This window comes from Ancylomarina euxina, assembly GCF_003863355.1.
GTDB lineage: Bacteria > Bacteroidota > Bacteroidia > Bacteroidales > Marinifilaceae > Ancylomarina > Ancylomarina euxinus.
In genome coordinates this window covers 1-622 of the sequence record NZ_QQWG01000068.1, presented here as the reverse complement: position 1 = coordinate 622, position 622 = coordinate 1, and the positions used below count along the sequence as shown (strand labels likewise).

The 622-nt window shown below is 39.5% G+C and carries 1 protein-coding gene; it reads right to left on the bottom strand.

What is annotated here, in order from left to right; genetic code table 11:
* Positions 1-622: reverse transcriptase domain-containing protein (locus DWB61_RS17595; RefSeq protein ID WP_262702401.1), on the bottom strand; the 622-nt coding region annotated here is incomplete at both ends.

Here is a 622-nt window from a genome sequence, read left to right as displayed (position 1 = left end):
AAGCATACTTGAAGTAATTCAACCAACCTCGCAGTACAGGTCGTAAATCTGAAACTAGGGTTTCTAAACTCACTGCTCTGTTACGCCTACAAAGTTTTCGAACTTTTCCTTTTAGTCGCTTCACACTGCTACTGGCAATCGTTAAACATCCTGTAGTTTGGATGGTATAAGCTAGAAATTTTGTTTGATGACTCATACAAACAAGACTCTTGTCTTCATTAACTCTCAGTTTTAATTTAGCTGTGAGATATGCGCTGATAGATTTCTTCACTCTCTCGCCTGCCTTTGGGCTGCGAACAAAAATGCTAAAATCATCGGCATATCGAACAAAGTGATGACCTCGTCTTTCAAGTTCCTTATCTAATTCGTCTAAAACTATATTAGATAATAGTGGAGATAGTGGACTTCCCTGAGGGGTCCCTTTAATGCGTTGAGATACTAAGCCATCGACCATAATTCCACTTTGTAGATAGCGACGTATTAATAACAGCAAGACACGATCCTTTATGCGACTTGATAAACGTCTCATCAATCGATCATGGTTTACTTCATCGAAGAAACTTTTCATATCCATATCAACGACGACAGACCGACCCTCATTTACATAGGTACTCGCCTGATG